The following is a 24,238-nucleotide window of genomic DNA, read 5'->3' as shown; positions in this document are numbered from 1 at the left end:
AAATGCCGGTTTGTCTATCCATTTCCCTGATTTTCCAGCCAGATTTGAAGAAATGACAAAGACAGAGACTCGACAGAACGGGCAGAAGTGATACACCGCGCCTATGCAAAACGCTGCTATCACCTTCGGTTCCCGCGAGGACAAAAAAGCGCTCGAGGAAAATCCTGTGTTCGCTCCTAAATTCGACTCTGACGGTCTGATCCCCGCTGTCGCAATGGACGCAGAGAGCAAAGAACCTCTGATGTTGGCCTACATGAACGCCGAATCATTGAAAATGACGCTCGAACTGGGTGAAGCCGTCTACTACTCCCGCAGCCGCAAGGAAATCTGGCACAAGGGAGCTACCTCCGGCCACGTGCAGAAGGTGAAGGAAATCAGAACCGACTGTGATCAGGATGCGATTATTCTCTATGTCGATCAACAAGGTGCGGGTGCCTGCCACACCGGCCGCAGCACCTGTTTCTATCGCGTGGTTGATCTGGAAAAAGGAACCGACCCGACAGCGCTCAGTTTCACCGAGACTGATCTGACATTTGATCCCAACGCTGTCTACGGCAAGTAAACCTACTTTTCCCATTTCGTGAAACTCATCATTTTTGACTGTGACTCGACGCTGACCGCGATCGAAGGCATCGACGAACTCGCTCGCCTCCAAGGAGAGAAGGTTTTTGAAGAAATAGAGCGCCTGACCAATGCCGCAATGGACGGGCTGGTGCCGATCAATGAAGTGTTCGGTCGTCGTCTCGACCTCATTCAGCCGTCGAGGGATTTTGTCGGCCAAGTCGGCCAGCTCTGCCTCGATGAAATAGAACCCACAGCCAAGGCCACAATTGACAAACTACGCGCCAATGGCTGGGAGCCCATCATCGTTTCGGGTGGCTTCACCCAGGTCATCGAGCCTCTCGCCGCCTATTTGGGGATCGAACGCATCGAGGCCGTGCCACTGAAATTCAACGCCGACGGGTCATATGCCGGTTTCGACACAGATGCCGCCCCCACTCGCAATGGTGGCAAACCCGAAGTCATCGCCATGCTCAAAAAGGAGCTCAATCCCGAGCGCGTGGTCATGGTAGGTGATGGCATTTCAGACCTTGAAACACGCAACGAAGCAGATGCATTCATCGGCTTCACCCGCTACGCAGCACGTGACAAAGTGGTGCACGAGGCTGAGCAGTGTGTTGCATCGCTTGAGGAAATTATTCCTCTGCTGGGTTAAGTTATCGCTCGAAGTGGTGGAGTGACACTCCTCTTTGGGGATGGCGTGTGCAAGAGGCGGCAGTTTTCAACTCGCCGACAAACTTTGTGAACTCATTTTGCTGGGGCTGATTATTCCTCGGGTTGCCGACAGCTTGAAAAGCTGTCCTACTTTTGGGCTAACAGCGCCAACATTCGGCCGGTGTTTCCTTTTTCCACCCGGTAACTATAGTATTTTTCCAGATCCGAGGTGGTGCAGATTTGGCAATCGGTGAATTGTGATTCAGGGACTCCGGCGGCCAAGACTTGACGGTGGATCTCGGCGGCGAAGTCAACTTCGTAGGCTGGTGGTCGGATGCAGGGTGCCAGGGCGACGATGAGATCTGCCGGATTGCTGTCGAATTTCTGCTGCATGATTCGGATCGCTTTGCCGGTGATATTTCCTTCGGTTCCTTTTTTACCAGAGTGCAGCAGCGCGATGACGTTCTTCACCGGATCCACGATGTAAACGGCTCCGCAGTCGGCGACGTAGATTCCCAGCATGAGGCCCTTCTGATCTGTGATCAATCCATCCACTTCTGGCCAAGTTCTGGCGGTATCCCCTTTTCCAACGACGGCAATGTCTGCGCTGTGGATTTGCTCGGCCAAATGAAGCTGCGACCATGTGAAACCGAGGTTTTCTACAGCAGTCTGGTGAGCGGGCTGGAGGCGTTCCACCGTGGCTTCGCGATCGGTATCCACGGGTACTCCAGGGATGCGCCCGATGAAATCCGCGCGGACTCCGGGCAGACGGTTGATTTTCTCCAAATAAAAAGGCGCTTGCGTCATCGCCGTGAGGCATAACGCAAGCGCCCTGGATTGCCAAGCCTCCGGAGAGGCCCGACCTAGTTCTTTACAGTGATCGGCCCGAGAGGGCACGATTCGCATGATCCACGGTATCAGCTTCTTCTTCATCCATCTCGGACATGACGTCTGAGAGGTTTGTAGCGATTTCGCGGCGCATACGAGCCACTAGCTCGGTTCCCTTTTGGGTAATGCGAACCATGATCTTGCGGCGATCTTCAGCGGCGTGCACGCGCTCAACATAGCTCAACTTTTCAAGGCGATCCACAAGGCCGGTGGCGGCTGCTGTGGAGTGCCCCATCTTTTTCGCGATATCCGACATGGTCAGATAATCTTCGCTGGAAAGATAGGCCAGCAAGAAGAACTGAGGAAACGAGATGTTTCCGCGGCTCAATTCGCTGGACAGGTTGAGTATGCAGGAGCGTTGCGTGAACAACACGAAGTCTGCAAGACGGTCCGTATCAATCGGGCTAGTGGTGGAGGGACTAGTTTTCATTTTCATTTGTGTACATTAGTTGTTTATTTTCGACCAATGTGAACACAGTTGCGAAGTCAGGAATACACAAACTATCAACCTCACGCAAGCCCTTTTTTTAAATAAACTTACAAATAAAACGCGTTAACTAACACATTTTTTATACATATCACTTAAACAAAGCGATTTGAGGACTAAATCAGCCGCTCATGCGAAACTATCTTAAATAAGAGCTAAAGCTGGTCTTCCGGCTCGGCAGGTAATTCGGGTTCCGCCGGAGGTGCCGGTGGGATGACAGGAGCGGGCGCCACAGGCGGAGCCGGGGTAGCAGCTGGAGAATTCACCGGTGGGGTGGTCGCCGTCGCTGCGGGTTGCGGCTTGGTGGTTGCGGCTGGAGTTTGTGGTTTGTCCTTTTTTACCACGCGGCGGATGTAGACGGCATCGCCCACCTCCACCTCGCCACTACGGATGTCCGCTGCGACATGTTCCCCCAGTTTTTCACCAGTTGGGGCCAGATTCGCGGTGCGGTTTTCCCCTCGTGACTCCACGATCTCACCCTCATCCACTTTCCATGGACCGTAGCGGCGGATTAAAACGAACTTTGAATCCTTGTTCACCGTCTGCACCCGACCCGACAGCCTGATATTCGGAGTTCTGAGCACCGGTTTCTCTTTCTTCTTAAATAAACCACAAGAAGGAAGAAGAAGAGCCGTCAAGCATCCGACGACGATGAGTCTCAGGTGAGCCAATTTCATGCCCCCATTCAGCCACAAGCAGGGCGACAGTAAACCCAGAAATTCAGAGCCTAGAACTCACCTCTGAACGAGCATCGGGCAGTGGGTGTCTCGAAGATGGTGATTTCAGCGAGTCCGGGCAGATCGGCCTCGAGTTTCCGCCAGAACCAGGCGCACATCACTTCGATGGTAGGACTTTCCAAGCCTTCGACGTCATTGAGCACAGCGTGATCGAGCTGATCGAGCAACGGTTTCATGGCGTCTGAAATACATTTGTGATCGTAAATCCAACCGATCTTGGGATCGACCTCGCCCTCAATACTGATCTCAACTTTAAAGCTATGCCCGTGCATTTGAATGCACTTGTGCCCCTCAGGCAGACTGGGTAAGTGGTGGGCTGCTTCGAAGTTGAAGTCCTTGGTCAATCGCGCGCGCATACCTGCGAATCGCCTACTGCCCATGAATTGTCAATTTCATATCATATCCTGCACAGTGATGGACATATTCTGATTCATCGTTATGGTTCGCGCTCAAACTAATTTGACCTATGCCCAAAGCAGCTGCCCTACTTCTCAATCTCGGATCGCCCGACAGCACTTCTATCCCCGACGTGCGCAAGTATCTCGAAGAATTTCTAACCGACGATCGGGTTCTCGATATCCCTGCGTGGAAACGCTCACTGATTCTCAAGTTTTTCATCTTACCCAAACGTCCTGCGGAATCTGCCGAAGCTTACTCTGAGGTCTGGACGGATGAGGGCTCTCCACTGATCGTCACCAGCAAGGAGCAGCAAAAACTGGTCTCCGAACAGGTGGAGACTCCTGTTTATCTCGCCATGCGCTATGGCAACCCATCGACACCGGACATCATCCGCCAGATAGTCGCAGACGGTGTGACCGATCTGTTTATCATGCCGCTTTACCCGCACTATGCGATGTCGAGCTACGAAACCGCAGTGGTGCAAACCATGGATGAGATCAACAAACAGTCGCCAGGCATGAAAACCAATCTTCTGCAGCCTTTCTATCAGGACGACGACTACATTCAGGCTCTCGTCGACAGCGCCAAGCCGCATCTCGAAGATGACGATGATTTACTTCTGTTCAGCTACCACGGCATCCCAGAGCGGCATGTTCAGAAAACAGACCCGTCGCACGCCCACTGCCTAACACGCGCCGACTGCTGCGACACCCCCCACCCTTGCCACGCCACATGTTACCGCCACCAATGCTTGGCTACGACGAAAGCGTTCATTGAAAAGAGCGGGATCGACAAAGAGAAGACTGCGGTCTCTTTCCAATCGCGCCTCCTGCGTGATCCATGGCTGGGGCCTTACACAGATTTCGAGCTGAAACGTTTCGGCAAAGAAGGAGTGAAAAAAATCAAAGTCATGTGCCCGGCCTTTGTTTCCGATTGTTTGGAAACTCTTGAAGAGATCGGTATGCGCGGGGTGGAAGAATTCACCTCGACTGGTGGAGAGTCATTGACCCTCGTGCCCTGCATGAATGCACACCCTAGCTGGATTGCTTTCCTCGCTAACAGAATTAGTAAGTGGCAACAAAGCCTCGAATAATTCGCTGAGAAAAAAAATCGCCACCTCAGCGAGGGGTCACACGGATGAGATGCGTTTGTATTCATGAAGTCACCAACATCATGAAACTAACCAATTCCATCCGCCGTCCCCTCCTCCTAGCCTTTGGCCTTTTCCTTGCTGCACCTCAGCTAGCAGCAGATGAAAACCCACGCCTTAAAGTTGCCACCGTGGATATGCAGAAGCTTTTCAAAGAATACCATATGACTGGTAAAGAACAGCAGCAGTTCAGCACGGAGTTCGCTCGTATCCAGAAGGAGAACAATGAACGCCAGTCTGGCATCAAGGCGCTTGAAATGACTTTACAGGGCTTGAAGAAAAAAATCGAAGACCCGACTCTTGCTGATAAAGTGAAGCGTGAAAAGTCTCGTGAATTTCAATTGAAACTAGACGAAGCCAAAGCCATGGACCGCGAACGCAGGGAATTTCTTGGTCGCCGCACTCGAGCCCTTGAGTTGAAGAAGCAGGCCAGCATGAAAGGCATCCTTGAAGAGATCAGGCTGCGTATTGTCGCCTATTCCAAAAAAGAAAATTTCGACCTCGTGCTCGACCGTTCCGGTCTCAGCGCCAACCAAGTGCCCTTTTTACTCTACAGCAAAGACGCGACGGATATTACAATCCCTGTACTCACCCAGCTCAACGCAGACGCGCCAGCATCTATTGAGCCATAGCAAAACCGATGCCCTCCTCACAAACTCTAGACCAGCCGGTATCATGCCTTGCCATGACTACGGGTATGGCTCGCTGTGACGAGAGTGCATGGCGCGCCTTTCATGCTGAGTATTTTAACTGGCTCTATGCTCAAGCACTGCTACGTGCACCGAATGATGGAGATGCGGCTGAGATCGTGCAGCTCACTTGTCTTCGGGCTGTGCGACATGTGAAGCCTTTCGAGTGTGACTCTGAATTTAAAAACTGGCTCAGATGCCTGATGCGCTGCGTGATCGTTGATCATACGCGCCAAATCAATCGCCGGTCCTTGTTGATGGAGAAGTTCACGCTGTGGCAAGAGCTTCGAAATGATCATTCCGCAGAACGTCGGTTAGACAACCACGAGGCGATCCAAGGGATGCTTGCATTCCTACCACCCGAAGATGCCGATTTAATACAACTCAAATACGTGGAAGGCTGGAGCACAAAAGAACTCGCCGAACGCGGACAAACCACCACCAAAGCCATCGAATCAAAATTAGGTCGGCTGCGTAAAAAATTAAAAAACGAGCTGAGTCACCAACAAGAAAGGACAGCACAATGAACCGCAAATCTGTTGAACATGAAATCTTAGAAAACACACTTGGCGCAGTTCGGAAAAGAAAAGCTCAACGGAAGAGAAACCGCGCTACTCTCGCGATGACAAGTGTTCTACTTGCAGTCGTGGTGCTGGCTCTTGCCTGGCAAAAAACTGATCCGCCTGAGGATGCATCTTCTCGAAATGTTGCTGCTGACTCCAGCGACCTCGTGACGCCATCTGATCAAGTGCAGATTGATATTGCCGTCGATGGCTCGATAGAATCCAAAAGCATCTCTCTCGAGGAGCTAGCCAAAATCGTCTACAACCCTAGCCTGAAATTCAGTCGCACCCATGACACATTCACGTGGAAAGGTGATTATAAGGTCATCCATATGCGTCTCCCCCAGACCAGCATGGCGATCACGGACACCTTCGATGAGTCCTTGTAAGTATTTGCTTCTTGTTGACAAAAAATCAGAGATTCCCTGTATTAGAGAACATGAAATTTTCATGGCTCGCCGCATTGCTCTCACTCGCCCCAGTACTTCACGCTGGTGAAATCCTTGTTGAAGCAGAAACATTTCAAAACAAAGGCGGCTGGAAAACGGACACTCAGTTTATTGAATCCATGGGGTCGCCCTATCTCCTGGCTCATGGACTTGGCACACCGGTGGCCGATGCATCGACTACTTTTCAATCGGAAGAAGCTGGAACCTTCAAAGTTTGGGTCCGCACCAAGAACTGGACCAAGGCTCTTAAACGCGAAGGTGCGGCAGGCACGTTCAACGTTTCTGTCAACGGCAAGCAATCCGACGAGACACTGGGAAATGCCGATGCCTCTTGGTCCTGGCAACCCGCTGGCTCAACTGAAATCAAGAAGGGCGCCAATACAATCCAGCTGCATGATCTCACCGGCTTCGATGGCAGAGTGGATGCGATTATTTTTTCTAACGAAGAAGGATTCACCCCGCCAAATGACTCAACACCCATGGCGGCATGGCGGGCCAAGTTGCTCAATCATCCAGAAACGCCTGTGCTGAAAGATGACTACGATCTGGTAGTGATCGGAGGCGGCTACGGCGGACTCGGTGCTGCAATTTCCGCATCGCGAATGGGCGCAAAAGTTGCGCTCATCCAGAATCGGCCTGTGCTCGGTGGAAACGGCTCGTCAGAAATCCAAGTCTGGGCGATGGGCAATCTTCCTCCATCGGAATACAAATTCTCCGATATCATTCGCGAAATCGAGGATAAGGCAAAAGCATCACCTGCCACCAAGGAGCAGTTTGTGGACGATAAAAAGCTCAAGGTCGTCATGGCCGAGAAAAATATCGATCTCTTTCTCTCCCACCACGCTTACGGAGTAACCATGAAAGGTGACGAGATCGATGAAGTCAAAGTCTTCGATGTCAACACCGCCGAGCCGAAGCGTTTCAAAGGGAAATATTATGTCGATTGCACCGGTCATGGCTTCATAGGTCTCTGGGCAAAGGCCGCTTATGTCATGGCAGAAAAAGGCAGGATGGGGATGTCTAACATGTGGACTTGGAAAACCACGGATAAGCCGGTCAGTTTTCCAGACGAAAAATGGATGCTCCCACTCACAGAAAAGCAATTCCCCTACCCTCGCCATCACCACGCTCAATGGTTCTGGGAAGGTGGCTTCGATAACCACCCCATTGATGAACTCGAGAAGACCCGCGATAACAATTTACTCGCTTCTTACTCCGCTTGGAATGCTATCAAGAATCACGGCGCATATAAAAACCGGACTACCGGTGAGCCCAAGAAACACACCCACGCCAAAATGACGTGGCTGGCTTACATAGGGGGCACTCGCGAAACGCTTCAGCTGTTAGGTGACGTGGTGCTTTCAGACAAAGACATCGAAGCCAAAAAGGAATTCCCTGACGGCTGCGTGCTGACCACATGGTCGATTGATCTTCACGTCCCTCATCCGATCTACACTAAATACAACCCCGAGAATCCATTCATTTCAAAAGACATCCATCGTCACTCCGTGGACCGCAAGGTCGGCTATCCCATTCCTTACCGCTGTTTCTATTCCAAGAATATCCCCAACCTCTTCATGGCCGGGCGCAACATTTCCGTGACTCGTGAAGCACTGGGAACGATTCGGGTCATGAAAACCATCGGTATGATGGGCGTGGCTGTCGGGCGGGCCGCAGCTTTGGGATCGGCTCTGGATGCCTCTCCACGTGAACTCTACGCGGATCACCTTGAAACTCTCAAAGCCGCCTGGAGGCTTGAAGGCAAGGCGCGTTTTGAATCCCCGGAAGCTGCGGTTAAATCGCTCAAACAATAGGCTTCACCCCTCTCGGAGGTCTGGTCATGATTGCTGGTGAAACTATTCATGACTTCCCCTTTTAAAAGGATATCCACCCTGGCTTTACGCGCGCTCACCATTGCGTCCGTCTTTGCATGCATCGGGGTGATTGCCTATCAAAACGAGACTCGTCAGACAAACACCTTACAGCTGTCGGTTTCAGGTGTCACCGAATGGTTTCCTAATGCGGCCTCTCTCGGAAAACCTGGCGGTAATCTGGACGCCACACCGGTGCTGAGTTCCGACCATCAAATACTTGGCTACTTGTTAAAAACGTCGCCGGCGTCAAACCAGATCATCGGTTATAGCGGCCCCACGAACACATTGGTAGCACTCTCGCCTGAACATAAAATTATCGGTTTTCGGATTCTCGACACTGCAGACACTTCATCCCACGTCGCCAAAATCGATGCCAATTTCTGGAGTCAATTCACCGGCAGATCTCCTGCAACACTGCCAGCCAAACCTGTGACTACCTCAGGGGCAACGCTCACCACTGAAGCCATTGCCAAGGGCATCAGGGCACGTTTGACAGGCAAAGAAGTCGAGCCTTGGTTCTCCGGCAATGTCACGCCTGAGCTTGCAAGACGATACTTCCCCAGCACTGCGAAAGTGCTCCCTGACGGCAAAACCTATATGGCTATCGACCCATCTAACAACACCCTAGGCAGGCTCATGCTATCCACTGATTGCCCAGATCAGGCGCGGGGGTTCCAAGGACCATCCGCGCTGTTGATTGCGCTTTCAGCCGACCAACAAACGCTGCTGGGGTTCACACTGCTGGCATCGCGCGACAACACCACTTACGTTGCAGACAACCAAGAGGAACTTCGATACACGGATCAGTTCAACAATCAACCTGTGGATGCCATTCTTGCAGACAATACACCCGCCACGGAAGCCCTGTTAGTTTCCGGTGCCTCTTACACGGCTACGGCCATCGTCGCACAGCTTCGCAGCACATTACGCTGGTTGCGGGCTTCCGTTTCTCCAGAACCTCCTAAGTTCCACTGGCAACTCCGCGACACTCTACTTTGTATCTGGCTTTTCGCGGGAGTAGCCATCGGACTTACCCACTGGCGGGGAAATCGAAAAGTCCGACTTGGCCTGCAATTTCTCTGCATCTTACTCGGCGGCGTTTACTTGGGAACATTGGTCACCCAAGGACTGATTATCGGGTGGGCTCGTCATGGGCTGCCGTGGCAGACATATCCGGCTTTAGTGCTCCTAACAGCAGCGGCTATTATCATCCCTCTCGCAACAGGAAAAAATGTCTACTGTCAGCAACTCTGTGCTCATGGTGCGTTGCAAAACACACTATTCGATCTCACTAAAAAGAAACTACATGTTCCACCTAAGTTGCATAAGACACTGACTTTTGTTCCCTGGATACTGTTGCTAATGATCTTGGTTTTGGCCCTGCTTCAGTGGACTGGCGACTTCTCCGTTTTTGAAACATTTGACGCCTGGTCGACGGGCTTGATCGTATCTGTTCCTGTTCTGTTATTTATTGCCAGTATCGTCAGCGCTCCATTTGTGAGAACCCCTTATTGCCACTATGCATGCCCGACCGGTGCCTTGCTTCGCTTAACGGGAGGCCCCAAGAACCAACTGCTCAGACGCGACATCGCAGCCGCTGCTTTTGCCGTCTCAGCATGGGCATTTACCCTTTTCTAACAATCCAATGAAAACCCTCAGCATCATTGTTCTGATCACTGCGACTTTTCTACTTTTCCAAAAAAGCAGAACGCCCACAGTCAGCACCATCACTGGCGATGCCATGGGGACCACCTGGTCTTTACGCTGTGAAGATGCTGAACAATACCGCCCACTTGTTTATCGAATTCTGAGCGAGCAAGAGAACATCCTCAGTCACTGGCGAGCGAACTCAGAAATCTCTCGACTCAATGCGGGTCAGATCACCGAAGTCTCGACCGAGCTGAAAAGGGCTATCAATCTTGCCGAGCATTTCAAAGCAGAAACAAGGGGTGCATTCGATCATACCCTGCTGCGGCAAACCCAGGCTGCCGGCTTTGCTCCACTACTAGCTACCGAGAAACATAATTATGATCTATCAGCCATGGCCAAGGGATACTGTATTGACCTGCTCACAGCAACTCTTAGAGAGCACGGTCTGATCAACTTCGTCATCGAGCTTGGCGGTGAATGTTATGCCTCGGGGACTCAGGACGACGGCACGCCATGGCCGGTGCTTATCCCCTCACCCACGGGAGGAGAGGGTGTGACCGTCTATCTTAGCAACCAAGCCATTGCCACATCGGGCAATTATCAGCAGGTCGCCAAGATTGAAAACAAGCTCATCAGCAGCCACCTGATAGCACCAAACACCGGAAAGCCACACCTGGCAAAACCCTCGTCAGTTAGTATCATCGCCAATGATTGTGCCACGGCCGATGCCTATGCCACTGCCCTCTTCATCAATCCAAAACTTGTCCTTCCGGAAAACACCAAAGCGATTACCCTTCCTGAAACCAAGCCCTAACGTGTCCACAGATTTCTCTGCACACTGTAACGATGAACTATCTCGCCCACCTTCTGTTAGCCGATGACTCGGATGCTTCGCGCATCGGCAATCTACTGGGTGACTTTACGCGTGGATCGATCAAAGAACTGGCAGATATTTATCCTCCTGAGTTGGTTCGCGGTATCCGCATGCATCGCGCTGTGGATCGCTTCACGGACTCGCATCCTGTTTTCAAGCAGTGCCGAACTTTATTGGCTCCGGAGCGCAGAAGGTTCGCTGGGATCATCGTGGATATCTTTTTTGATCACTACCTATGCAAACATTGGGCCGACTACAGCAAGATCCCGTTAGAAGAGTTTTGTCAGCAGGTGTATCACGCTTTTGAACTGCATCCGGAATGGCGAGCGGGCCGATTGGCTACCGCCTACCCGATGATGAAATCGGAAAACTGGTTAATGACCTACGCCACCGTCGACGGCATCGAACTGACCCTACAACGCGTCTCAAGAAGAAGCCCTCGCATAGGCAGGATTGCTGATGGCATTGAGGATTTCAAATTACACTATGTAGAATTTGAAAATCACTTTTTGAAATATATGCCTGAACTTGTGGAGTTCGTTCGGGAGTGGAAGCGGAATCACTGAACCTATTCCCCTTCGGTTGAGACATCGCGATGCACCCCAGCCAGTCGTTACCCGGTTGATGTATCGCTGTCATTCTCTATTCGTCGTCACCGCCTAACAAACCTCGCAGAAGATCTTCTGCCTTGTTTTTGAGGGCATCCGTTCCTGCTTTTTTGGCCTCCTCAAATAAGTCGGGGACTCCTTCGACGGGGCGGATTTTGGGATCTGAAAAATCGCCTGTTGATCTAACTTTTACCAACAAGCGATCATCTCGGAAGAGCTTCTCTTCCACATCCTTGACTAACAAATCAGCTACCTTTTCCGGCACCAGTTTGACCACAGTTCTAATGACCTTGAGGAAGTTCTCACTGGATTTCACCGATGCCAAGAGTTCCGCATTGATTTCGTGCTGGTCAGTTTCCGTCTGTAGCCATGAACCATCCATGGCAGCGAGCTCCCAGTCCCCCACCCAGATCGAAAGTGGTTCACGCACGGTGATTTTACCCAGATGATAATGCGCAGCCACGGCCTCGCTTCTGCCGAAGGTCGCTTTCTCAGGCAGCTTGGCTACATTGATACCTACTTTTTCAAGAATAGACAAAGTCTGCCAGGCGCTGGTGATCACGGGGATGCGGGTATTGAGCCAGGAAGATTCAGCCAGATCGATGTGCCCCTCGACATCAGGTTCAGTGTTGCCGGTTTCCGGATTAAAAATACGCGCGGTAGCGTCCCCGGACACATCAAGGTCACCGTAGTGCCAGCCTTTGGTCGAGTGCAGTTTCACCATACTACTAAGCGTCACTTTGGCGGTGTTGGTGTCCTTCAAGTTATTAGGATCGATCCTCATCGAGCTTAACTCCAGATGCACATCATCACAGCGGATGCGGAGTCCGGTTTTCTCTAACGTGATATCGACGCGCGAGTCCTCGATCACGAGTCCGCCGAGCGATGCTACGAATTCCTCTTGGTCAAAGATATTGAAGCCTCCCTCATCAGCGTCCCTTTCGCTCGAACCTGACGACCCACGACGTTTTTTATCCTTCTTGGGCGACCTGAACATTTCCCCCAAAGAGGTACTGCCATCTTCGAAATAGGTGGAGGTGATCTCGGCCCGTTTGATCGTGATCTTGGAAATATCGATATGATGTTTCATCAACTCCCAAAGACCTACGTCGAGCTCCAAAGTATCGATTTTCACGCTCGAAGAAGGATCATCACCTTCTTTAGGGGATAGCACGACGTCGGACAGCGTCAGTCTTGTCGGGTAACCGAGCAGGGAAATATCAACGTCTCCGATTTCAACCTCGCTGTTGATTGCTCGCTCGAGTTGAGCCTCCAACGAGTCCTCGCTGATGAGGGTGTTGAGATAGATCAACGCTGCCACCAGAAGCAGGACAAACACAGCAACAAATCCAATAAACACCTTGAGCAATTTGCTCTTTCCCTTGGGAGCACGCCTCCGGCTTCGGGAGCGCGTAGGGCGGTATGGTGGCGGCGGCGAACTTTGCATGCGTCGCATCATAGTGGCGCTCCGCTTGGGCTCAACCTCTTAATCATTGTCTTGCATCACTTGATTTCCTAGTGATAACTAGCGCCATGATTTTGACCGTTTTAAACTCGATCTGCCTGATCGCCCTGGGACTCGCCGGCTACATCGGTTGGGAAAAGATGGAAGTGGAGGGAAATCCGGCTGAAATGCTCATGCCGGTCTTCTTCGGAGGGGCTTTGTTAATCTGTTTAGCATTCGGTCGGCAGCACTACCGCCACGGGCTCTATGGCGGGGTGATTTTCGCGTTACTCGGCGTCATTTCAGCGATCGTTCGCATTTATCAATACGAATCGTTTCAGAGTTTTGACCTGCCAAAAACCCGCCTCATTGCCGGTATGCTAGGCATCTGTGTGATGCAGCTGTTAGTTGGCTGGAAAGAGGTGCAGAAAGACCGGAATGATATGGCTCCTCCGATTTAGAGGGCTTTTTATTTCCTAATCACCACTCTGGTGCCTACCGGAGTGATGCTGAACAGCTTCTTCGCCGCGCTATACGGCATGCGGATACAGCCATGTGAAGCTGGATAACCCGGGCAGTTTCCATAATGAAACCCAAATGCCGAACAGCTGAGTCGCTGGAAATAGGGCATGCTGGAACCGTAGATACTGGAATTATGATGGCGGTGTTTATCGCTGATAACGTATGTGCCTGTGGGAGTGCGGAAGCCTGATTTACCGGTGGAAACACGGCTACTGAAGATCACTTCCCCTGCCGGATTATAGAGTCTCACCCGTTGTTCCGACAGATCAAGGACGGCGTGGAATTTTTCGTTGTCAGGGTCTTGGCCTAGAATCACCTGCATTGCTTTCACATCGCTACGACGCGAGGCAAAATTGAGCGGGTAGAGGCGATGTCGACCAGACCAGACGTATTTTTTAGCACCGTGGCGCAACAGAGATTTGATGATTTCCAAGTCACCATTATTGGTGGCCATCATCAAGGGAGTTAGGCGGCGCTCATTTTTTAAGAACCACTGCATTGACTCCTTCTTAGTGATGGCGAGAAACTCTTTCGACGCCGGTACGGCGAAGGTTTTATTGGTGTCTGCTCCGTGATTCAGCAGCAGATTAACGAGAAAGGCATCTCGCATGGCGATGGCCATGTGCAATGGGTGTTGTCCCTCGCTACCAGAGGAGTTCACCTTAGCTCCGTAGCGGAGAAAGAGCTCCGACATATCGTAGTTGGCTTTTCTGACACTGTGAGCAATCAGCGTGTCCTTTTCCGGCCCGTCCCAACTTGAAAGTGGCACACCTGAGGAAAGCAGCATACCGAGCATGAAGACATCCTCAGATTCCACTGCCTCATATAGCAGACTGCCTCCATCGGCTCCACGCGACAGCAGCGTGGCGACCATCGATTCAGAGCCAGTGGCTGCGGCAATCGCGAGCGGTGTCATACCATCCTCGCCTCCAGGCAAATCAACGTTGGCGCCGTAATTGATCAGCTCTAAAGCATCGTGACTCGCTCCACGTCTGATCGCTTCACAGAGCAGAGGTGTTTTTTTAGGCCCGATGGCTGATGCATCAGCACCTGCGTTCAAAAGTATTTCCAAGCACGAGGAGCTCTGTTGATGACTAACAGTCTGATTGTCTGAAGACTTGGGAGAGCTGTTCATGGCATACCAGAGAGGAGTCGCGCCTTCATCGTCCTTGGTTTCGGTGTCCGCACCGGCTTTCAAGAGGATATCCAGACACTTGGGCAAGCGTTGCTCAGCTGCTACGTGCAAGGGCGTGCTGCCATCTTTTCCTGCTGCGTTGGGATTGACTCCGTTTTTCAGCAGCAACTTCATAACCGGGTAATCGCGTAGGCTGACGGCTTTGAGTAACAGAGGATTATTATCACGCCCAATCTCATCCGGTGACACGCCCCCTTTCAGCAGACAGACAGCCATTTCCTGACTACCGGCATCCAACGCCAGCTCCAATGGGCCTTTGCCATTTCCTGAACGAGTCTCGTGATCCGCGCCATGACTCAGCAACATCCTCGCTATGCGGACATTGCCAGTCTTCACAGCGAAAAGCAGCGGTGTATCGCCACGTTTGTCACGAACCTCTGTGTAAACGCCTTCCTCTAACATCACAGCGACACCTTGATCATCGCCAAGTTTCACGGAATCTAACAACGCGCGTCCTGAAGCGCCGCCGCCATCACTAACGGCCTGACGGCAGCTGGTGAAAGACACACCCAAACACATCACCACGAGCAACGCGGCGATCAAAGGATAAGAGCGGTCAGAGGAGCGGCACATGGATTCGTGACTATAGATGTAATCCCAGAAAGTGCCAACACAGGTAAATTCCAGACAGGGTCAACCTTTGATCCAGCATGGGCTAACAGCTATTTCCTAAAGAAACTAAAACTATCTGATTTTCCGTAGTAGATTGCGCTTAGAGAAAGCTCTCCCAGCTATCGTCGATCCCTCCTTTTCTGCGAAAGCCGAAAAGTGGTCTCCAGAGTGGTGCACGGGGAGGGGTTTTCGGAAACATATTTACCTCGTGAGGCAGCTTGTTTGCCTTGCGGTTATTGCAGTCGAAACATGAGGTCACGATGTTATCCCATCGGGTCGGACCGCCTTTGTCACGCGGCACTACGTGATCAAGATTCAAGTCGCCCTCGCTGAATACCTGGCGGCAATATTGACAGGTGTGGTGATCGCGGAGGAATACATTATGACGAGAGAACTTGACCTCTTTGGACGGTAGTTTGTCATAAATAGCCAGCACGATTACCTTCGGCACCCGCATTGCGTGGCTGACGGTTCGGATCACATGGTCCGCCATGCTTTCCACCTGATTAGCAGACGTCTCCAACCAAGACCCCAAGTCGTGGGTTTGGTATTTGGCCTCCCCCTCGGCCTCGACCACTTGGGCATGCCCGAGGCACAGAAGTTTCATCGCCCGTCGCACCGAGCAGGTTTGGATAGGTTGCCACACCTTATTGAGAACCAATACATTAAGATTCAGAACGTTGACCATAGGCATTTTTAAACAAGTGCCAGCCATATATCCGATATCGTGACCAGACTCAAGGCGCAAATTATTGGTTTGCTAAGGATTACCCCAATGATATCCGTCTTTACATGACTTCCTCCACGCCTGCTTACGATGCGCTCCGTGAAAAAAGCCTCGAAATTTCTCTGCTTGGAAATGCCGCCGGTGTGCTCGGCTGGGACCAGGAAACCTACATGCCTCCAGGTGGAGTGGCCTACCGAGCCAAGCAACTTTCCTGGCTCTCTGGAAAAATGCATGAACTGGGAACCTGCGATGATTTTCGAAAAACCCTCGAGGAAGCTGAACAGGAAACAGGAGACGATGTTCAAACTGCCAATGTGCGTGAGCTCCGACACCGTTTCGACCGTGCCACCAAATTACCACGCTCACTGGTAGAAAAAAACTCAGAGACAACCTCTCTGGGCAAAGCTGCATGGGCTGAGGCTCGCGAGAAATCCGACTTCTCAATTTTTGCTCCCCATCTTGTCACCCTTCTGGAAATCGCACGTGAGAAGGCGGAGCTCTGGGGCTATGAAGACGAACCTTACGACGCTCTGTTAGAGGGTTACGAACGCAGTGCCAAAACTTCCGAAGTGGCTGCTATTTTTGATCGTGTCGGTGATGAACTCGCCGACACTGCTAGAGAGGCCTGCGAAAAATCCGCAACGCAGCCAACTGACTTACTCAAAGGGCACTATCCCATCGCCGACCAGCAAAAGCTCAACCGCGAAATAGCTGAAGACATCGGTTTTGATTTCAACTGTGGTCGCATCGATACCACAACCCACCCATTCTGCACCGGGCTCGGGCCTGGCGATACCCGACTCACCACACGCTACCTTGAAGACAACTTCACCTCCTCCCTCTTCGGCGTGCTCCACGAGGCTGGGCACGGACTCTACGATCAGGGACTGCCGACTGAGCAACATGGTTTACCCGCAGGCAATGCTGTTTCACTGGGTATTCATGAATCTCAATCACGACTGTGGGAAAACCATGTAGGTCGCTCGCGTGCGTTCTGGACCAAGTGGCTGCCACGAGCTCAGGAAATTTTTCCCAATCTTGCCTCACTCGACCTCGACACATTCCTAACAGCTATCAATCGAGCGGAAAAAACCTATATCCGGGTGGAAGCTGACGAAGCCACATACGATCTTCACATCATGCTCCGTTTTGACCTCGAAAGGAAAATGCTCAACGGAGAGATCGAGGTGAAGGACATTCCTAACGCCTGGAATGAGACTTTTGAAAAGTTCTTCGCAATGACACCACCAGACGACAGCCATGGCTGCCTCCAAGATATCCACTGGTCGATGGGAGGACTGGGATATTTCGCCACCTACACGCTCGGCAACTTCAACGCTGCACAGTTATATCATAAGGCACTTCAAGATGCTGGAATCGCCGACGCCTGCGACAATGCGGATTACCTCCCTCTGTTAAAATGGATGCGTGAAAATGTGCATCAAAAAGGCAGCACCTTGTTTCCTCAGGATCTCATGAAAGCAGCTACGGGCGAAGGTACGAATCCAAGGTTCCACTTAGATCATCTGAAACGTAGGTTCCTGTGAAGCTCTTTTGCGTAGGGCTCTTCATGCACTAGCTCCTTAAGTTATTGCCAGAGATATTTATACCTAAAAACGGTCGGCGATAAGAGTCGAAGTTGATCCAGCGATTCTCTGTTGTTTACAGGGAAATCCATGGGTATCGCCCTTTACCCATCTCCGGACTCTCGTCCGTGGCTCCCGCACTTTTTCGGTGTGGAAATTTCTCCTCAGATGGTGGCAGCCACTTCTCATCACGGTATTGCGCGACCTAGCAGCGATCGGGTCGACAAACCTCTACGCCCTTCAAAACCCCCACATACCACTCTACTACAGTTAGTTAACCTATGTAAACGAACGTATAATTATATTGACTCCCAGACCCTCTATCAGGTTTAAATGCAAGTGTAGGTTTTGATTTTTTTCTACATCTCAACGCACCTACTAACAACAAAGCAAAAAACAAACCCATGAAACAACATCCCTCAAAATATCATTACGGGAAATATCTGCCCGGTCTTATGGCCGGCCTGATGATCCCCGTGATTACTCCAGACGCCAATGCGGCGGTCGTCATTCCAGACGGCTTCGGCAATGTTTTGGTAACGACACCAGACAGCGGCGCTAACAGTATTCTAGTCCCGGCCGGTCAACCCGCTGGATTACACACCATCCAGTTCAACCCGAACACTTTCCTAACAGGTGACGGGACGCATGTGATAGAATTACAATCAACGCTCGCCTCAGGCGCCAGCTATCAAATCGTCGGATCAACCGGACTCAATATCAGTGCTCCGGCTGGATTCGACGGGATCACGACGGCCAATACGGTCGGCACAGCTGGAAATCTAACAATCTATAACTACAACTTCAGTAGCGGAACGATCAACTCCTTCAGTAACATCACTGGGGACAATGGTATTTCAGGTGGACCAGGAACCATCACCGTAATTAACTATGGAACCATTATGGGTATTGCCGGTGACGGCATTTCCTCCACTGGTGCCGTGAACTTTACAAATGCCTACGGCTTCAACGCTACTGCGGCAAATGTGCAGGGCTCTGTGAACGGAATCCTTGCCGGAGATGGATCCTCGGTTACCAATGCTGGTTTGATCAACGGTTCAGGGGGGGCTGGTGTCACCATTGGCGACAACGCCTTCGTGACCAATGTAACTTCCATCACTTCCAGCGGTGTTCAGATCGGAGGCTCCATCAGGGGGCAAACAAGCGGCATCATAGCCGGAGACAACGCAGTCATCACGAACAATGCGTTCTCATCGATTACCGGTATCAATATTGATGGTATCAACGCAGGCATAAACGCCTCAGTGACCAATGCTCAGAATGCTACCATCAATGGAGTCTCTAACGGCGTATTCGTAACCGATGGAACCGTCACCAACTCTGGTATCATCTCCAGCTCCCTAGGAGACGGCATTGAGTTTTTCTCAAACGCAAGCACCCTCAATAACTCAGGTTATATCTTCGGATCTGTGCACTCTGTCTATGGTAGCTTTGATGATGACACCTTCAACGTGTTCACCGATGGCTTCACTACCCTTGATCTTGGTTCCGGGCTTTTGGTTGACTCCTATTTGGACGGTAACGTTGACGGCTTTACTGGAGCTGGAGAGAATACTCTCAACTTCGGTGGAGGAGTCACTTCTAGTGCCAATGTAGCCAACGCCGTCACTGGCGATGTGCTTAACTTCGCGACTGTCAATGTCGCCGGCCCGGGTGTCACTTTGCTCAACCTGCCCGGTGATGGATTGAGCACCATTGAAGGCGATGTTTTCAACATCACTAGTGGAGGCCTCTATATGAACGGTAATGTTACAGCTGCTGATGGAATTTCAGCCTCTGTGATCAATGCTGGCGGGGCTGCACTTGGCGGCACCGGAACATGGCTCGCGGATGTAAATATCACCAATGGTGGCATCAGTGCGGGAGCCATTCCGATCAATTTGGATTTCCTTCCTGAAAGGTCTGTTGGCACTCTCGATATCACCGGAGCTGTGGATCACTCTGCTGGATCGTTTATCCGCTTCGATGTCATCCCTGGCACATTTATCAGTAACGGCGTCAATAGTGACTTGATCACTAACACCGGCACTTACGATGTGGGAGGAACCAACGTGCGCATCTCGCCCACTTCCTATAACACGGTCGTTCAGAACGGCACTTACACCTTGGTGGACAGTAACAATCCGATCACTGGTTTTGCCACGATTGGCGACATCACAGTGCAGTTCAATCCGAACGTCATTGGTTCGGACAGCGGCCTGCAGGGATCTGAAGTGTTCTCCTTCGCCCTCAGCCCATACAACAACAGCGACACGGTGCTGGCTAACTTCTTCTCGAGTCTTTCGCTCGCAGACGGAGGAACCAATCTCGTGCTCAATGTGATGCATGACTTTGAAGGCCTCGCCCTCAGCCCGAACGCCGCTGCATTTGGTGCTGCACTGGACGCATCAGTGACTACCGGAAACTCCGTGACCCAGGACTTCATTGCAGCTCTGGACCTCTCGGACCTCGATACCGTACAAGCCATTCTCGGCAGCGCTACTCCTGACGCCACATTTGCCACCACATCGGCTCTTGCCAGTGGAAACTACCGTCTGCACCGTCTGGTCAGCGACCACCTTGCCATGGCACGAACTGCCGGCACCGCGGACGCACCAGTCGTGATGGATGCCAAAGGCGGAGTGGTTTCCGCTCCTGCTGCCACGAACAATGGCAACGTCTGGGGAACCTACACCCACTCCTGGAAGGAAACCGATGGCTATGCCGGAGGAGACCTTGACGGTGAGGAAAGTGCGTTCACCGCTGGCGTCGACTGGCGTCTGGGACCAAAATTCGTTCTCGGTCTCGTGATCGACGGCTCCAGTGCCGACTACGATTACACCGGTGGCGACTCAGATGTGGAAAGCATCCGCGGAGCCGTTTACGGAACCTATGGTGCTGCCACGGGCCTGTATGTTGATTTCCTCGCTGGTTATGGCAACCACGACATCGACATCAACCGGAACTTGGGCATCTTTGGCAATTTCAACTCTGACACAGATGCTGACAGCCTTCAGGCCATGCTCACCGTCGGTTACTCGATGCAGTCAGGCTGCCTACACCATGGCCCATTCCTCGGTGTCGAGTATCAGAACATCGATGTGGACGGCTACCGCCAGAGCGGTCTGCTGCCTCTCGCTGTGGATGGCTACGATGTGGACTCACTGCGTATCCTCGCTGGCTATCGCTTGCAGTGTAACTCTGGCAAGTTCAGCCCATACCTGTCCGTGGCTTACGCCCATGAAACCGGTGATGATGACTTCAGCACAACTGCCACACTTCCATCAGGTGCCGGCTTTGGTGTCACTAGCGCTGGATTTGACTCAGCCGTCCTCATCTCGGCTGGCACCGGCTACGCCATTTCTGATTCTCTTCAGCTCAACCTCGGTTACCACGGAGAAATCGCCACCGGTGATGAAGGCACTGACAGCCATGGTGCTACCCTCGGCTTGAAGTACTCCTTCTAATCGAAACCGAAGGACTGAAGTTCAGTCACTAAAATACTCAGCCGCCTCCCTGTCGTTCGGGGAGGCGGTTTTTTTATATCTCAGCTTTCCCACACGGCAACAAATGCCTTGGCAGTAGCGGGGTCATTGAGAGGGATGATCGCATTGTTAATAACCTGTGAACAAGCTGGGGATAACAGCTCCTTCGGTAGATTATTTTTACGCAAAATACGGAATCTACCGGGTTGGCTCGAGTCGGACTGAAGGTGGAGCTTTCTGAATAACTCAAGAGCCACCCGGCCCATGGTCATACGCACGTTGAGCTCTACTACGTGGCGCAGACCAATTGTTCCATCGGGTTTACGAAACACCATGGCATCGACGCCTACCGGGCCAGTGTAGTCGGGCGCTATTTCTGTGAACAACTTCTGCAGGACGACAGGTATTTGCTGTCGGTAGAACGCATTGGCTTTGCATTCCCTGAACAGGAATTCGCGCAATTCCGAGTCGAGATCGCTTCCCCATTTGGCATTGACGACAGTGCCTAGAAAACGCCCGTGAGCATCGTTTTCCATGCAGGTCATACCGATCCATTTCACTTCTCCTGCTGCGCCGATTTCGTAGAGGCTGGAGAAATCCAGAACGCGATCGAGCCACGGCTCCACCACCAGGCCGCCATGATTTTTGAGAATCTTTTCGATCCAAAGTAAGTGTTCAGACTGGGGTTCATTTTGGAGCACCTTTCGATGGCCTCTGCCTGCACAAGCGTGAGCGGCTTTGAGTAAAACATCCCCTTCTCGGAGTCGAATTGCGATTTCGGCGGTGGCTGTTTCCAAGTTCCGGCAAAATACTCCTCCCCTCTCCGCCAGCCCATCTTGTTCTAACAACTCCTCCAAACGGTTACCTATTTCCTTACTGAAACAAATCGCAGGCAGCGGCTCACGGCATTGCCATGGCACATTGGATGAAACTCGATTCGTGAGAGGCCTTAAAAGTTTCGCGGCATCAGGCGACCATGCCCATGGCCGGACCCCACCCAATCTTCTGCTAGTAAAATCATGACCGTCCATCTCATCCAGAGTAACCACCTCCGGAAGGTTCAGCCCTGCCTCCTTCAGCCTAACAAGATGCTCTTTTTCAGGTCTGCGGCGCAGCAGGACAATGTCATCTTTGCGACACCAAGCAATGGCCAACATTTCCAAATCTTCCTCCAAGGCCAACTCCATTTTATTGGCATCAAACCTCCTGCCGCTGACGGCTGCGGCGACCTGTGACTCGGCGTTGGCATTGAACCAGTGCAGCACCGGCGTACGGCCGCGTGATTGCTCGGAAACTTCGAGATGGGAGATGAAGTCCTCGTCGAGCCCGGCGAGACGGCGACCCTCCGCGTTGAATGGTGCAATTCCCTTCGCCTTCGCGGGAGCTAGTGGAAACGTCAGTGATTTCCCGAAGGCTTGCCAGTCGGTTTCGCCCTCGGCTTTCCATTTCCTGAACCATTTCACCCCGTGACCGACGTGGCCGATTTCATCTTGGTAGATTTTTTCTAACACCGCAGCTGTTCCGGTATCGCCCACCTGCCGAAAAAGCTGGGCGTAGTGTTTGGAAAAATCCAGATTCGCCTGCTCGAAAGTGAGATTAAGCCGAGTGACAAAATCCATCGGCGTTTCCATCGGCGCGATCAGACGCCAAAAGTAATCGTTCAGTGGGAGTTCGCCGAAGTGAATGCCGCAGTCTTTCATTCGGCGCAGATACATCAGAGTGTGCATCTGCTCTTCGCGCATCGCCTCGTAAACACCGGCCCGGTAATCCTTGGGAGCATCGGGGAATTTGAGCAGCACGAGCGCCATTAGCTCGGCGGCCAGGAGTTCGTGATTGGCTAGGAAATGAAGCATTTTGCCACGCTCACGGTCGTCATCGAGTCGGTTCACTCCGGGGAAATCCGCCCTGACACCTTTGGACACCATGCGGAGTTCATCGGGTCGGCCGGGGGCATCGGGAAGCAGGATGGCTGAGCCAGGCGAATCGTCTGATACCGACTCTGGGGCAAGCGCCAACTTTTCCTCCAAAGTGGAAGAAAACAACAACCGCTCAGCCGCCTCGCGCATCTGCATGGGTTTGAGATGTAAGAGTCAAGAATTCAGAAGCAAGAGAAATGCTCTAGAGTTCAAAATCACGCATCCACGCTCGCTGCGAAGTCACCGTCAAATAACGAATGCTTTGGAGACACCTCCTTGCTACTGAACGAAAACGAAATCCCTCCTGTGAAACACTTCGGTCCACGACGACGTAGCTATTTCACCATCACCCCATGTCGAAGCTCATGAAACTGATCACTATTTTTTGTATCGCCATCACGATCTCATTTTCTCTGGCGATGGCAGATGGAGTGAAGGTGCTTTCTGTTTCTCCAGATAAGAAAATCGAGATCATTACCCTATTAGGGAAAGATCAGGACTCCTATGAAAACATGCGGCCGCATGCCAAACCGCGTCTGCTCGGCTCTGGAATTTATGCTCGGTTTGTAGAAACTAATTCACCACATTCTACGCTGTGGAGCCCCGACGACAGCAGTGTGGAAGCATACATCGAATGGGACTCTGCATCCACTAGGGCGCTTATCTCACAAGGTGATGCGAAAAGTTGGGAGACTGAACTTTTCATCCTACGTAAGAACAACCTAACAGGAACTTTGAGTCTCGATCGAGCAAAGCTGCCTGCACTCGAGCCTTTGCTGACAAAATTCACCAAAATCTCGAAGGAAGACAAAGCCAGTATTTGGCATTTCTCCATATCGGATTGGAAAAATGCTGGCAGCCTGACGCTTTCTTTACATCTGGACAATGCCGGGTGGATAGCTGGCAAGGAAGGCTGCCAAATCAAATTTCATTTTGCGACGAAGGATTATCTCCACTTTGACCTGCTGAAAATTGATTACACTGGGGTGCTCCCATCCGAGAGTGAACGCTGGTACGATGAAGGAACGCCCCCCTACAGAGATCAAATAAAGACACTTTACGTAAGCTCTGACGAAGCAGAGTAAACTAGCCTACCGCCTCGCGCCTCCTTGCCATCGGGAGATTTCTCTGCTATAAATGTTATCTGGATTTCAAGCAACCCTCCACC

At 51.8% G+C, this 24,238-nt stretch carries 22 protein-coding genes; 14 read left to right on the top strand and 8 right to left on the bottom strand.

Features of this window, described 5'->3' with window-relative positions:
• Window positions 1-103: 103 nt before the first annotated feature.
• Together hisI and ACSPJT_RS18255 are read left to right on the top strand one after the other, a co-directional pair.
• A complete protein-coding gene (hisI, locus tag ACSPJT_RS18260; RefSeq protein ID WP_435894001.1) occupies window positions 104-562 on the top strand; it encodes a phosphoribosyl-AMP cyclohydrolase in 459 nt (152 codons plus the stop codon).
• 18 nt (window positions 563-580) lie between these two features.
• Entirely contained in the window at window positions 581-1,216 is a 636-nt protein-coding gene (locus ACSPJT_RS18255; protein ID WP_435894000.1) for an HAD-IB family phosphatase, read from the top strand.
• A 146-nt stretch (window positions 1,217-1,362) separates the two neighbouring features.
• Here the strand turns inward: ACSPJT_RS18255 and ACSPJT_RS18250 are convergent, their stop codons facing one another.
• The 4 genes from ACSPJT_RS18250 to queD all read right to left on the bottom strand — a co-directional run bounded on the left by ACSPJT_RS18250 (window position 1,363) and on the right by queD (window position 3,683).
• Complete coding sequence (locus ACSPJT_RS18250; RefSeq protein WP_435893999.1) at window positions 1,363-2,022, bottom strand: polyphenol oxidase family protein; 660 nt, start codon at window positions 2,020-2,022, stop codon at window positions 1,363-1,365.
• A gap of 64 nt (window positions 2,023-2,086) precedes the next feature.
• Window positions 2,087-2,533: a MarR family winged helix-turn-helix transcriptional regulator gene (locus ACSPJT_RS18245; RefSeq protein WP_435893998.1), complete on the bottom strand. Its 447-nt coding sequence runs from the start codon at window positions 2,531-2,533 to the stop codon at window positions 2,087-2,089.
• A gap of 212 nt (window positions 2,534-2,745) precedes the next feature.
• Window positions 2,746-3,267, bottom strand: coding sequence for a hypothetical protein (locus ACSPJT_RS18240; protein WP_435893997.1), 522 nt, complete (start codon window positions 3,265-3,267; stop codon window positions 2,746-2,748).
• 50 nt (window positions 3,268-3,317) lie between these two features.
• The gene (gene queD / locus ACSPJT_RS18235; RefSeq protein ID WP_435893996.1) at window positions 3,318-3,683 is read right to left on the bottom strand and encodes a 6-carboxytetrahydropterin synthase QueD; all 366 of its coding nucleotides are present in this window, start codon (window positions 3,681-3,683) and stop codon (window positions 3,318-3,320) included.
• Window positions 3,684-3,793: 110 nt separating this feature from the next.
• On the opposite strand from queD, the gene hemH reads away from it, so the two are divergent.
• The 8 genes from hemH to ACSPJT_RS18195 all read left to right on the top strand — a co-directional run bounded on the left by hemH (window position 3,794) and on the right by ACSPJT_RS18195 (window position 11,541).
• Complete coding sequence (hemH, locus tag ACSPJT_RS18230) at window positions 3,794-4,819, top strand: ferrochelatase (RefSeq protein WP_435893995.1); 1,026 nt, start codon at window positions 3,794-3,796, stop codon at window positions 4,817-4,819.
• Window positions 4,820-4,899: 80 nt separating this feature from the next.
• Complete coding sequence (locus ACSPJT_RS18225) at window positions 4,900-5,508, top strand: OmpH family outer membrane protein (protein WP_435893994.1); 609 nt, start codon at window positions 4,900-4,902, stop codon at window positions 5,506-5,508.
• 8 nt (window positions 5,509-5,516) lie between these two features.
• Window positions 5,517-6,092 (top strand): RNA polymerase sigma factor, encoded by a 576-nt coding sequence (locus tag ACSPJT_RS18220; RefSeq protein WP_435893993.1) that lies wholly within the window; start codon window positions 5,517-5,519, stop codon window positions 6,090-6,092.
• Window positions 6,089-6,517: a hypothetical protein gene (locus ACSPJT_RS18215; RefSeq protein WP_435893992.1), complete on the top strand. Its 429-nt coding sequence runs from the start codon at window positions 6,089-6,091 to the stop codon at window positions 6,515-6,517. Before ACSPJT_RS18220 ends, ACSPJT_RS18215 begins: the two co-directional genes overlap by 4 nt.
• Window positions 6,518-6,567: 50 nt before the next feature.
• Window positions 6,568-8,391 carry an FAD-dependent oxidoreductase gene (locus ACSPJT_RS18210; RefSeq protein ID WP_435893991.1) on the top strand — a complete coding sequence of 608 codons (1,824 nt, stop codon included), beginning with the start codon at window positions 6,568-6,570 and terminating at the stop codon, window positions 8,389-8,391.
• A 48-nt stretch (window positions 8,392-8,439) separates the two neighbouring features.
• On the top strand, window positions 8,440-10,089 hold the full coding sequence (locus ACSPJT_RS18205; protein WP_435893990.1) for a 4Fe-4S binding protein: 1,650 nt from the start codon (window positions 8,440-8,442) through the stop codon (window positions 10,087-10,089).
• Between the two features lie 7 nt (window positions 10,090-10,096).
• A complete protein-coding gene (locus ACSPJT_RS18200) occupies window positions 10,097-10,915 on the top strand; it encodes an FAD:protein FMN transferase (RefSeq protein WP_435893989.1) in 819 nt (272 codons plus the stop codon).
• Between the two features lie 32 nt (window positions 10,916-10,947).
• Complete coding sequence (locus ACSPJT_RS18195; protein WP_435893988.1) at window positions 10,948-11,541, top strand: ACP phosphodiesterase; 594 nt, start codon at window positions 10,948-10,950, stop codon at window positions 11,539-11,541.
• 76 nt (window positions 11,542-11,617) lie between these two features.
• Here ACSPJT_RS18195 and ACSPJT_RS18190 read toward each other — a convergent pair whose 3' ends face one another.
• The gene (locus ACSPJT_RS18190; RefSeq protein WP_435893987.1) at window positions 11,618-13,030 is read right to left on the bottom strand and encodes an AsmA family protein; all 1,413 of its coding nucleotides are present in this window, start codon (window positions 13,028-13,030) and stop codon (window positions 11,618-11,620) included.
• Between the two features lie 86 nt (window positions 13,031-13,116).
• Between ACSPJT_RS18190 and ACSPJT_RS18185 the strand changes: the two genes are divergently transcribed.
• Complete coding sequence (locus tag ACSPJT_RS18185; RefSeq protein WP_435893986.1) at window positions 13,117-13,488, top strand: hypothetical protein; 372 nt, start codon at window positions 13,117-13,119, stop codon at window positions 13,486-13,488.
• 8 nt (window positions 13,489-13,496) lie between these two features.
• Here ACSPJT_RS18185 and ACSPJT_RS18180 read toward each other — a convergent pair whose 3' ends face one another.
• Together ACSPJT_RS18180 and ACSPJT_RS18175 are read right to left on the bottom strand one after the other, a co-directional pair.
• The gene (locus ACSPJT_RS18180; protein ID WP_435893985.1) at window positions 13,497-15,317 is read right to left on the bottom strand and encodes an ankyrin repeat domain-containing protein; all 1,821 of its coding nucleotides are present in this window, start codon (window positions 15,315-15,317) and stop codon (window positions 13,497-13,499) included.
• A gap of 139 nt (window positions 15,318-15,456) precedes the next feature.
• On the bottom strand, window positions 15,457-15,963 hold the full coding sequence (locus ACSPJT_RS18175) for an HNH endonuclease (RefSeq protein WP_435893984.1): 507 nt from the start codon (window positions 15,961-15,963) through the stop codon (window positions 15,457-15,459).
• A gap of 185 nt (window positions 15,964-16,148) precedes the next feature.
• Between ACSPJT_RS18175 and ACSPJT_RS18170 the strand changes: the two genes are divergently transcribed.
• Both ACSPJT_RS18170 and ACSPJT_RS18165 read left to right on the top strand, forming a co-directional pair.
• Window positions 16,149-17,630 carry a carboxypeptidase M32 gene (locus ACSPJT_RS18170; RefSeq protein ID WP_435893983.1) on the top strand — a complete coding sequence of 494 codons (1,482 nt, stop codon included), beginning with the start codon at window positions 16,149-16,151 and terminating at the stop codon, window positions 17,628-17,630.
• A 443-nt stretch (window positions 17,631-18,073) separates the two neighbouring features.
• Window positions 18,074-21,136: an autotransporter outer membrane beta-barrel domain-containing protein gene (locus tag ACSPJT_RS18165; RefSeq protein ID WP_435893982.1), complete on the top strand. Its 3,063-nt coding sequence runs from the start codon at window positions 18,074-18,076 to the stop codon at window positions 21,134-21,136.
• A gap of 80 nt (window positions 21,137-21,216) precedes the next feature.
• On the opposite strand, the gene ACSPJT_RS18160 is transcribed toward ACSPJT_RS18165, so the two are convergent.
• The gene (locus ACSPJT_RS18160) at window positions 21,217-23,226 is read right to left on the bottom strand and encodes a DUF455 family protein (RefSeq protein WP_435893981.1); all 2,010 of its coding nucleotides are present in this window, start codon (window positions 23,224-23,226) and stop codon (window positions 21,217-21,219) included.
• A gap of 209 nt (window positions 23,227-23,435) precedes the next feature.
• Here ACSPJT_RS18160 and ACSPJT_RS18155 point away from each other — a divergent pair, with 209 nt between their 5' ends.
• Window positions 23,436-24,155, top strand: a complete 720-nt coding sequence (locus ACSPJT_RS18155; RefSeq protein ID WP_435893980.1) for a hypothetical protein — start codon at window positions 23,436-23,438, stop codon at window positions 24,153-24,155.
• Window positions 24,156-24,238 lie beyond the last annotated feature (83 nt).

The organism is Oceaniferula spumae (assembly GCF_042849255.1).
GTDB classification, from domain to species: Bacteria; Verrucomicrobiota; Verrucomicrobiia; order Verrucomicrobiales; family Akkermansiaceae; genus Oceaniferula; species Oceaniferula spumae.
This window is presented reverse-complemented; position numbering and strand designations above follow the sequence as displayed.

Coding starts and splice junctions, on each gene's coding strand:
- hisI (WP_435894001.1), top strand. CDS start 104: ATGCAAAACGCTGCTATCACCTTCGGTTCCCGCGAGGACAAAAAAGCG.
- ACSPJT_RS18250 (WP_435893999.1), bottom strand. CDS start 2,022: ATGACGCAAGCGCCTTTTTATTTGGAGAAAATCAACCGTCTGCCCGGA.
- ACSPJT_RS18245 (WP_435893998.1), bottom strand. CDS start 2,533: ATGAAAACTAGTCCCTCCACCACTAGCCCGATTGATACGGACCGTCTT.
- ACSPJT_RS18240 (WP_435893997.1), bottom strand. CDS start 3,267: ATGAAATTGGCTCACCTGAGACTCATCGTCGTCGGATGCTTGACGGCT.
- queD (WP_435893996.1), bottom strand. CDS start 3,683: ATGCGCGCGCGATTGACCAAGGACTTCAACTTCGAAGCAGCCCACCAC.
- hemH (WP_435893995.1), top strand. CDS start 3,794: ATGCCCAAAGCAGCTGCCCTACTTCTCAATCTCGGATCGCCCGACAGC.
- ACSPJT_RS18225 (WP_435893994.1), top strand. CDS start 4,900: ATGAAACTAACCAATTCCATCCGCCGTCCCCTCCTCCTAGCCTTTGGC.
- ACSPJT_RS18220 (WP_435893993.1), top strand. CDS start 5,517: ATGCCCTCCTCACAAACTCTAGACCAGCCGGTATCATGCCTTGCCATG.
- ACSPJT_RS18215 (WP_435893992.1), top strand. CDS start 6,089: ATGAACCGCAAATCTGTTGAACATGAAATCTTAGAAAACACACTTGGC.
- ACSPJT_RS18210 (WP_435893991.1), top strand. CDS start 6,568: ATGAAATTTTCATGGCTCGCCGCATTGCTCTCACTCGCCCCAGTACTT.
- ACSPJT_RS18205 (WP_435893990.1), top strand. CDS start 8,440: ATGACTTCCCCTTTTAAAAGGATATCCACCCTGGCTTTACGCGCGCTC.
- ACSPJT_RS18200 (WP_435893989.1), top strand. CDS start 10,097: ATGAAAACCCTCAGCATCATTGTTCTGATCACTGCGACTTTTCTACTT.
- ACSPJT_RS18195 (WP_435893988.1), top strand. CDS start 10,948: ATGAACTATCTCGCCCACCTTCTGTTAGCCGATGACTCGGATGCTTCG.
- ACSPJT_RS18190 (WP_435893987.1), bottom strand. CDS start 13,030: ATGCAAAGTTCGCCGCCGCCACCATACCGCCCTACGCGCTCCCGAAGC.
- ACSPJT_RS18185 (WP_435893986.1), top strand. CDS start 13,117: ATGATTTTGACCGTTTTAAACTCGATCTGCCTGATCGCCCTGGGACTC.
- ACSPJT_RS18180 (WP_435893985.1), bottom strand. CDS start 15,317: ATGTGCCGCTCCTCTGACCGCTCTTATCCTTTGATCGCCGCGTTGCTC.
- ACSPJT_RS18175 (WP_435893984.1), bottom strand. CDS start 15,963: ATGAAACTTCTGTGCCTCGGGCATGCCCAAGTGGTCGAGGCCGAGGGG.
- ACSPJT_RS18170 (WP_435893983.1), top strand. CDS start 16,149: ATGACTTCCTCCACGCCTGCTTACGATGCGCTCCGTGAAAAAAGCCTC.
- ACSPJT_RS18165 (WP_435893982.1), top strand. CDS start 18,074: ATGAAACAACATCCCTCAAAATATCATTACGGGAAATATCTGCCCGGT.
- ACSPJT_RS18160 (WP_435893981.1), bottom strand. CDS start 23,226: ATGCAGATGCGCGAGGCGGCTGAGCGGTTGTTGTTTTCTTCCACTTTG.
- ACSPJT_RS18155 (WP_435893980.1), top strand. CDS start 23,436: ATGAAACTGATCACTATTTTTTGTATCGCCATCACGATCTCATTTTCT.